The organism is Roseateles sp., from assembly GCF_031397715.1.
Taxonomy (GTDB): Bacteria; Pseudomonadota; Gammaproteobacteria; order Burkholderiales; family Burkholderiaceae_C; genus Paucibacter_A.
Genome location: NZ_JANNMI010000247.1, coordinates 1 through 9,141, shown reverse-complemented (window position 1 = coordinate 9,141; position 9,141 = coordinate 1). Strand labels below are relative to the sequence as shown.

4 protein-coding genes, 1 other RNA gene and 2 pseudogenes are annotated in these 9,141 nt (G+C 65.9%); 1 reads left to right on the top strand and 6 read right to left on the bottom strand.

Annotated features, from left to right (window positions below):
- Positions 1-812, top strand: a pseudogene (locus tag RMO57_RS10770) (carboxypeptidase); the annotation flags it as partial.
- On the opposite strand, the gene RMO57_RS10765 reads toward RMO57_RS10770, so the two are convergent.
- From RMO57_RS10765 to pyrF, 6 genes and pseudogenes are all read right to left on the bottom strand, one after another.
- Positions 809-1,906, bottom strand: a complete 1,098-nt coding sequence (locus RMO57_RS10765; RefSeq protein ID WP_310386482.1) for a Fic family protein — start codon at positions 1,904-1,906, stop codon at positions 809-811. The pseudogene RMO57_RS10770 and the gene RMO57_RS10765 sit on opposite strands and share 4 nt — an antisense overlap.
- Before the next feature lie 369 nt (positions 1,907-2,275).
- Entirely contained in the window at positions 2,276-3,931 is a 1,656-nt protein-coding gene (locus RMO57_RS10760; RefSeq protein WP_310386480.1) for an ankyrin repeat domain-containing protein, read from the bottom strand.
- Positions 3,932-4,130: 199 nt separating this feature from the next.
- A non-coding RNA gene (locus RMO57_RS10755) (sX9 sRNA) lies at positions 4,131-4,207 on the bottom strand.
- Positions 4,208-4,269: 62 nt separating this feature from the next.
- Positions 4,270-4,971, bottom strand: coding sequence for an esterase (gene ypfH, locus RMO57_RS10750; protein ID WP_310386478.1), 702 nt, complete (start codon positions 4,969-4,971; stop codon positions 4,270-4,272).
- 28 nt (positions 4,972-4,999) lie between these two features.
- A complete protein-coding gene (locus tag RMO57_RS10745) occupies positions 5,000-8,284 on the bottom strand; it encodes a PAS domain S-box protein (protein WP_310386475.1) in 3,285 nt (1,094 codons plus the stop codon).
- 157 nt (positions 8,285-8,441) lie between these two features.
- Positions 8,442-9,071: pseudogene (gene pyrF, locus RMO57_RS10740) on the bottom strand (orotidine-5'-phosphate decarboxylase); the annotation flags it as partial.
- Positions 9,072-9,141 lie beyond the last annotated feature (70 nt).

Here is a 9,141-nt window from a genome sequence, read left to right as displayed (position 1 = left end):
CGGCCTTGGGCGAAAAGCACAGCGGCTACCCGGCCATCAGCATCTGGCACGACTTCAAATACCACCCCAAGGAAGTCATCACCGGCACGCAGGACTGGGTCTATGAGCATCTGGGCGCGCTGTTCTGGGTGGTGGAGCTGTGGTCGCCGAACAAAGAGGCCGGCATCGAGGGCTATAAATGGCTCGACTGGTACCGCGAGCATGCGGTCGAAGACGACTTGAAGCTGCTCAAGTGGAGCGACGAGCAATGCGGCGGCAAGGCCTACGTGGACTGGACGGCCTTCCATCATCCGCAGCTCGGTGCCGTCGAGATTGGCGGTTGGGACAAGATGAACTACTGGCGCAACCCGCCGCCCTGGTTGCGCGAGCGCGAGGCGGCGCGCTTCCCGGCCTGGATGAACCAGATTGCGCTCAGCTTGCCCAAGCTGGAGTTGCTGCGCACCGAAGTGCGTGCACTCGGCCCCGACACCTGGCGCATTCGCATGGCGGTGGCCAATAGCGGCTATCTGCCGGCCTATGTGACCAAGCGGGCGCTGGAGCGCAAGGTGGTGCGCGGCGTGATGTTCGAGATCCATCTGCCTGCGCTGGACCCGACCGTCAGCCTGGTCAGCGGCAAGGAGCGCATGGAAGGCCCACAGCTCGAAGGCCACGGCCCCAAGTCCTCGCAACAAGCCTTTCTGCCCAGCCGCGAGCTGACGGCGGACCGGGCGGTGGGCGAGTGGGTGGTGCGTGCGCCCAAGGGCACCAGGTTGGCGCTGACGGCCAGCGCGGAGCGGGCGGGGACGGTGAGGACGGAAGTTAGCCTGGATTAACCCGCAGTTGGCGGCGCCAGCAGAATGCGGTTCAGGGCCACATTGATGTAGTAGTTGCTACGGCCATGCTTTTGCTTGGCCACAAAGCCGCCGTCGACCAAGGCTTCAAGGTACTTGGTCGCGGTCAGGCGTGAAACCTGCAGATCGCGTTGCACGAAGTCGATCTTGGTGTACGGATGAATGAAGAGGTTGTTGATCAGGTCTTGGCTGTAAAAGCGATGGTCGGCGCGGATGCGGTGCTTGTAGTCAAACAAGGCGTCTTTGATCGCCAACACGGTGCGAATCGTGCGCTGCGCCGTCACTTCCACCGCCTGCAGCATATAGAGCACCCAGTCCTCCCAGGTGTCATCGTCACGGACCGTCTGCAAGAGCCGGTAATAGTCCGGCTTGCTGCGCACAATCTGGCTGCTCAGGTAGAGCACCGGGATTTCAAGCAGCCCCTGCTTGACAAGATAGAGCACGTTCATGATGCGGCCGATGCGGCCATTGCCGTCGTAAAAGGGGTGGATGCTCTCGAATTGGTGATGGATCAAGGCCATCTTGATCAAGGGGTCCACGGGGAATAGCTCGTCATCATTGATGAACCGTTCCAGGTCGCGCATCAATGCGTTGATTTCGGCCGGATCCTGCGGCGGCGTGTAGACCGTGCGCCCATCGCCGTCCTTCAGCGCTGTTCCTGGCAGCTTGCGAAAGCCGGCATTGTTGCGCTCAAGCTCGGTCTGAATGCCGATGATGTGGTTGTTGGTCAGCAAGCCGCTCTCAAGCACCTGGTTGAACCCGAAGCGCAAGGCTTGGCGGTAACGCAGCACCTCTTTGGCGGCCGGATTGGCGAAGGCTCCCGGGTCTACATCGCCCTTGAACAACTCGTCGTGGGTGGTGACGATGTTCTCAATTTCCGAGCTGTCCTTGGCCTCTTGCAAGCCAAGCGTATTGATCAAAATTCCTTGATTCGGAATTGAGGCCGCCAAACCCTTTAACTCGGCCAGCTGCCGACTGCTACTTGCCAGCTTCTTCAGAATGCGTGGGTCGTCGAAGCGCGCGATGTTCAGCTGTTCGAGCGGGGCAAGTGTGGCGGGCGCGTGAAGGGCTGGCATCGGGTTCAGAGATGTGTAGAAAATCGTTTGTATCTATGCATATTATGCAAACACGCATAACTTTGTGGATTTTTTATACATGTTTCAGAATCAAGTCTAGGCTCAGTCGGTGCGCATGGCCCGTTCATTCAGGCTCTCTTGGCTTGCTGCTCTGCTCGGCGGCGGCCTGCATCGCCTCTTTCCACATCCGCGTCGGCAAGAACGTGCACAGCTGCTGCAGCGCGCGCTATCAGCCAGGGGTGCAGCTCATGGTCAATGTCTCAGCGGCGATGTCGGCATCTAGCTGTACCAAGCGAGGGGGCGGCCGCCATCTGACCCGGCTGCCGCAAGACCGGGCCGAGTTGGCAGTACAGGATGTGCAAGCTGACCTCACGCGGCGCATGGGCCGGCAAGCTGCGACCCGGGTTCCGCCTCGTCAAGCCAGGCCTGCAGCTCCTCGGGCAGCTGCTCACGCTCCTCGTCACCGGGCCAAGGCGCGCCTGCGCTCAAGAGTAGTCGCAGCGTGCCCAGATAGTCAGCGTCGGGCTGAGGCAGGTGGACGCAGGCATGCTGCAGGCTGCCCATCACGTTGCCGCCAAAGCCGTTGCCCTCCTGCCAGCTGGCGCCATGCGCAAGCAGCAGCCGCACCAGCACCACGTCGCCGTTGAAGGCGGCTTGGTTGAGCGCACTGGCTTGCCAGTCGCCCGGCACCGCGACCGGCCAGCCCAGGGACAGCATCAGCGCGACCGAGGCGCGCGCACGGCGCTGCGCTTGGTCGGGCAGCAGCTGCAGCTCCTGCGCCGACAGCTGTGCCTGCAGCAGGTCGGGTTCTTGCTGCAGCAAGGCCCGTGCCGCAGGCTCATCGGCCGCGGCACAGGCGGCCAGGAAGCGTTGCCGTGAGGCGGGTAGTTCGGGCTGGGCACCCTGCGCCGCAAGCAACTCAAGCGCCGCGTTTTCGCCCAGCAGCGCCGCCAGCGTGGCGGGCGTGCGGCCGTCGGTGTCGCGGAGCGTGAGATCGGCGCCAGCGGCCAGCAGTTGGCTCAGGCAGGCGACGCAGCGGCCGCGGCGTAGGGCGTGATGCAGAGCGCTGGCACCCTGGGGGCCGGTTTCATTGACGTCGGCGCCCAGGCTCAGGGCCACAGCGAGGCCGGCCGGGTCGTCGAAGTCGAGCAGGCGCAAGAGCGCGTTTGTGCCCTGCCAGCGCGCACCATGGGCCATCAGCTGGCGGATCTGCAGCGCGGCTCGGCTGCGGTCGGGGTCTTCGCAGGCGTGATACAGCGACTCGCCATCATTGGGGTTCGCACCGGCGGCCAACAGTGCGGCGGCGAGCTCGGGGCTTTGCGCCCGGGCGACGGCGCCGTAGAGCAGCGGCAGCCCTGGCGGCTCGGTCGCACCTGGCGCAGGCGGCAGGTCGGGGTCCGGCATACGGGCGGCATTCGGGTCGGTGCCGGCTTGCGCGAGCAGCGCTTGAGCGCCGCGCAACAGCCCGCTGGCCCAGGGCTCGCCCAGGCGGTGCAGGCTGGAGAAGCACACATAGGCCAGCGCGGGCGCATCAAAGGGCGGCAGTTGCTGCGCCGCAGTGGGCAGGGCGTCAAGCAGGTCCAACTCGCCGCGCAGCAAGGCCAAGGCGGGTCGCAAGTGCGGCGGGCAGCGGCTGCCCAAGCGCTGCAACAGGGCCAAAGCACGTTCGGGCTGCGGGCTGTTCCAGCCGCGCCCGATGGCCAGCGTCAGCACGCGTGTGACCAAGGCCGCGTCGTCGAGTTGACGCGCCTCCTGTTGGGCCATGACGGCCCGGTGCAGCGCAGGCCAACTGGGAAAACCCAGCTCGCGTGCGATCACCAACTGCGCCAAGCTGAGCTGTGCCGGTGCGCCGCGATGGTGGGGCGCGGCGCGCGCCAAGCTTGGTGGACTGCCGGCGCGCCAATCACGCAGCAGCTCGCGCGCTTGGCGCTTAAGTTGCTGCAGATCGGCGTGGTTCGGGAGGCTGGGGGACAGTGTGGGCGGCAGAGTGGGCTGCGGCGCAGGCCCGTTGTGGCTGGTCTTCAAAGGACACCTCCATGCGGTTAAAACCCGAGATCCGCGCTGTCGGGTCGCACAAAGGCAATAGAGTCAAAAGGTATTGGGCGGACGCAGTCTTGACCTTGCGTCCGTCCGGGTGGGCTCAGCCCTGCCTGCGGATCCAGCAGCGCCCCGGTAGGCGCTGTGGACGGCAGTTTGCCATAACTGCAAGGCAGTGCGGCTCCGAGGCTGAGAACTTTTGTAGCGAGCGGCAGTCAGGCTAGGCGGACGGAGCGCAGGAACCGGAACGTACTCCATGTACGTGAGGATTCCGAGCATCTGGCCAACGACGCATGGCGGTCGCGCAGTAAAAAGTTCTCAGCCTCTCAGTCCAGCTTCTGCTCCTTGGCCGCCTGCATCGCCTCTTTCCACATCCGCGCCGGCAAGAAGCTGCGCAGCTGGTGCATCGCGCGCTCGATCAGCTCAGGGTGCAACTCGTGACCGATGTCGGGCAACACATCGGCGGTGATGTCGGCGCCTAACTGCACCAGTCGACGGGCGGCCGTCACCTGATCCTGATGCGGCAAGACCGGGTCGAGCTGGCCATGCAGGATGTGCAGGCTGACCTCATGCGGCGCCTGGGCCGGCGGCGTCGCGTAGGCGCCCGCGAAGGCCAGCACCCGGCCGGCCAACTGCGCCTCGGCCTGCACCGCTTCGAGCGCCAGCACCGCGCCCTGTGAAAAGCCGCCGAGTGCCACCTGCTGCCAAGGCAACTCCCATTGCGCCGCCCAGCTGCGCACGGTGGCGATGAAGGCGGGCAGGGCGGCCGTCACGCGCTCGGCGTGGTTGTCGTCATTGCAGCCGTCGAGTGAGTACCACTGCTGGCCGCCGTCGACAGTCAAAGGCGCGTTGAGCGCCAGCACCGCCGCCTGCGGGTACTGCGCCCGCAGCGCCTGCGCCAGCGGCCGCATCTGCGCGGCATCGGCGCCGGCGCCGTGCAAGAGCAGGAACAACAAGTCGGGCACACCCTTGTCGGGCAGCATCGCAACGGCGCGGGAGGCGAAGGGGGCAAGAAGGGGCGTGTTCATGGGCCGATTGTCGCTGCCCATGATGGGTTCAGCTTCGCGTGCGGTCGTTGTCCCGATGCCCGATCAGCCGCACCAGCGTCGCGCGCAGCTTGGGCGCGTCGATCGGTTTGGTGAGGAAATCATTCATGCCGGCGGCCAGTGCCTCGTCGCGCTCGGACACCAGCGCGGCGGCAGTCAGCGCAATGATGGGCAAAGTCTCGGCGTTGAAGCGCCGGCGCACTTCGCGCGTGGCCTCATGGCCACTCATCACCGGCATCTGCACATCCATCAGCACCGCATCAAAGGGCTTGCCCATGCTGGCGGCCGCCAGCACCGCCTCGACCGCTTGGGCGCCGTCGATCGCCTGCGCCACCTCCAGCCCCCATTGCTGTAGCTGGGCCACGGCAATCATCATATTGACCGGGTGGTCCTCGACCATCAGCACGCGCAGGCCTTGCAGGTCCTCGTTATCGCGCGCCTCGCGGGGCTGGTTGCTGATCGGCGTTGCTGCTGCCGGCAGCGGCAGCTCGGCCCAGAAAGTCGAGCCCTGGCCCAGCGCACTGTGCACGCCGACTTCGCCGCCCATCAGCGTTGCCAGTTCGCGGCAGATCGACAGGCCCAGGCCGGTGCCGCCATAGCGCCGCGTGGTCGATTCATCGGCTTGCGTGAAGGGCTGGAACAAGCGCTCATGCATGGCCGGCGCGATGCCAGGCCCGGTGTCAATGACCTCGATGCGCACCCGCTCGGCGGGCAAACTCAAGACCCGCACCGAGACCGAACCCGTTTCGGTGAACTTCAACGCATTGCTCAGGTAGTTGCTGAGAATCTGCCGGATCCGCACCTGGTCACCGACCACCCAGGCCGGGATGCCGGCATCGACCTCGATCTGGAAGCCCAGGCGGTGCGCCTGCGCCAGCGTGAAATAGGCCATCTGCATGGTGGCGAGCATATCGCGCAGACCGAACGGGGCCGCCTCCAGCGTCAGCCGGCCGGCCTCGATCTTGGAGAGGTCAAGGATGTCGGAGATCAGGCCCGACAGGCTCTCGGCGCTGTCCAGCATTTGGTCGAGGTAGCCGCGCTGGGTGGCTTCGCTCAGGTCGGGCTGCTGCAGCATCCGCGCCAAGCCTAACAAGCCATTCAGCGGGGTGCGAATCTCATGGCTGGTATTGGCCAGGAAGGCGCTCTTGGCGCGGCTGGCGGCCTGCGCTTCGTCCTTGGCCTGGGCCAACGCGGCCTCGACACGGCGGCGCTCGGTGATGTCTTCCAGAATCCAGATCGTGCCGCCGCGGCTGGGGTGATGGGGGTCCACCGCCTTGGCCAGCAGCCGGCATAAAAAGCTGCTGCCGTCGCGCCGGCGCATGGTTTGCTCGGTCTCGACCTGCTCGCCGGCCAACAGCTTCAGGCCCAGCTCCTTGCCCACCGTCGCGTAGTCTTCCTTGCTGGGCCAGACGACGCTGGCATGCTGGCCGATCAGGCTGCCGGCGGGCCAGCCGAACATCTCCTCGACCAGGCGATTGACCTGCACAAAATGCTGGTCGCGGGTCAGCGTGATGCCGATCGAGGCGTTTTCCAGAATCGCCTGATGCACCAGCCGGCTGCGTTCGGACTCGCTCACGTCACGCGAGTTGGTGACCAGGTATTGCTGGCCGTCCATCGCGAACGGCGCGGCCGACAAGAGCATGGAAGTCGGCTCGCCCGCCTTGTTCTGCAGCGTGACCGGGAACTCATCGCAGCGGCCATGCAGGCGGATCAGCTCCAGCACATGGTCGCGCTCGGCCAGGTTTTGCCAGATACCTAACTCGCCGGCTGTGCGGCCCAGCACTTCGTCGCTGCTGTAGCCGCTGAGGCGCTCGAAGGTCTTGTTGACCATCGCGTAGCGGCCCGAACTCAGCTCGGTCAGCGTGATCACGTCGGGGCTGGTGGCAACCAGGTGCGAGAGCAGGCCCTCGGAGCGGCGCAAGGCCTCTTGCGCGCGCGACTGCTCGGTCTGGTCGATGAAAAAGCTCAAGGTCGCCGGGCCGCTGGCAGCGTCGACCCGCACGCTGGTGGCCGACACCAGGCGGCGCCGGCGCGACAAGGTGCGCAGCCGGAACTCGGCCATCGGCAACATGCCGCCGACCGCCATCGCCTCGATCTTGGCGGCGCGTTGACGCGCCCGCTCATCGTCGCCGGGCTCGTAATGCGAGAACAAATCCTGGCCAATCATGCTGCTGCGCTGGGTGTAGCCGAACATCGCCATCGCCGCCGGGTTGGCGTCCAGCACACGGCCCCAGCGGTGCAGCACCAGCGGGCTGGGCGAGCGGCGGAACAGCTCGCGGTAGCGTGTCTCGGTGGCGTGCACGGCATGCTCGGCCTGCACTTCATCGGTCACATCGCGGCCCACGCCCCAGTAACCGCGGAAGTTGCCCTGGCTGTCAAAGCGCGGCTCACCGCTGATCGAGACATAGACGACGCCGCCGTCCAAGGCGCGGCGGCGCGCCACCATGCCGTGGAAGGGGCGATGCGATTCCAGGTCGGCGCGGTGCGCGTCCATGTCCTCGTCGCTGACGCCCAGGTTTTCGATCTCCCAGGGCGCCTTACCCAGGCGGGACTGCAGATCCAGCCCCGATTTGCCCGGCGTATCTTCGGCCAGATGGGTGAAGCGGAAATCGCGGTTCATCTCCCAGTACCAGTCGGCGGCCATGCTCAAGAGGCCGCGAAAGCGCGCATTGCGCTCGGCCGCTTCTTTGGTCGAGCGCTGCAACATGCGCAGCATCGCGTAGCCCAAGAGCAGGCCGCCCAAGAGCAGCAGCCCATGGGTGGCGGTGCGCAGCGGCAGGCTGGACAGCGCCACCGCGCTGCTGTGCCAACCCCGCTGCTCGGCCCAGGCAAAACCCAGAATCGCCGCGAGGCTGAAGGCCGCCAGCGTGGCGCCGACGCGCAGCCCCAGCATGGCGGTGGCAAAAGCAGTCAGCAGGCCCAGCACCGACAGGCTGAGTGAATACAAGCCGGTGTTGCGTGAGGCCGCAATCAAGACGGTCAAGGCCAAGATCAAAGCGAGGGCGCCGACGACGGCGGTGAGCCCCAAATGGCGCGGCAAACGCCACAGGCTCAGCAAGCTCAGCAGCGCAATGCCGGCCGCGGCAAGGCCGGGCAAAAAGCCGCCCAGCAGTTCATCGCTTTGGCGGCCCAGCAACAGCAGCACGGCCGCGGCCAGCAAAATGAGGCCGGCCGCACCGAGAAAAAGGCGAGCCGAATGCCAGCGTAGCTTGCGCGCCATCTGCACTTGCTGATCGGCCGGGCTTAATTCCTGGCCGACCAGGCTGCTCAAATCGTCCTGGGAATCCTTGCTCACAATGCCAACCGCTCCGCTTTGTCCAGCGCGGGAGTCTCCCCTACAAACTGGCGCTTGACCATTGGGTTAGCACCTGAATCGTGGCGCAAATCATTGCCGAGGCGACTTTTGTGCACGAGTGCACGGCAGCGGGTCCCTGGGCGGCGGCGTAGTCGGTTCAGGCCTGCGGCGCTTTGCGGGCCTGGTTCAGCTGCTCGCGCGTTTGCAGCGCAACCCGCCGCGCCGCGGCCGCAAAGTCCTCGCCCGAGCCGGCGATCGGGTGGGCATACAGCACCGCGCGCGAGCTGCTGACGATGATGGGCGCCGTCGGCCCCCAGCCGGCTTGCACGGTCGCCTCGGCGTCACCACCCTGGGCGCCTACACCTGGGATCAGCAGCGGCAGCGTCGGCGCCAGCTCGCGCACGCGGGCGATCTCGGCGGGAAAGGTGGCGCCGACGACCAGGCCGAGTTGGCCGTTCTTGTTCCAATCGGTCTGCGCCAAACGGGCCAAATGTTCGTACAGCTTCGGCGTGCCGGGCACATCGGCCAAGCGCTGGTTTTGCCAGTCGCTGCCGCCGGGGTTGGAGGTGCGGCACAGCAAAATGGCGCCCTTGTCCGGGTAGCGAAGATAGGGTTCGATCGAGTCAAAACCCATGAAGGGCGACAGCGTTACCGCGTCCGCCTGGTAGCGCTCGAAGGCTTCTTTGGCGTATTGCTCGGCGGTGGCGCCGATGTCACCGCGCTTGGCGTCCAGAATCACCGGCACCTGCGGGGCCACGCGCTTGATGTGGGCGATCAGCTGTTCGAGAAACCCCTACCTGCTGTTGGCGGTGATCATCCCGCTCTTCGGCAGTCTGGTGGTCATGACCCTGAAGAAT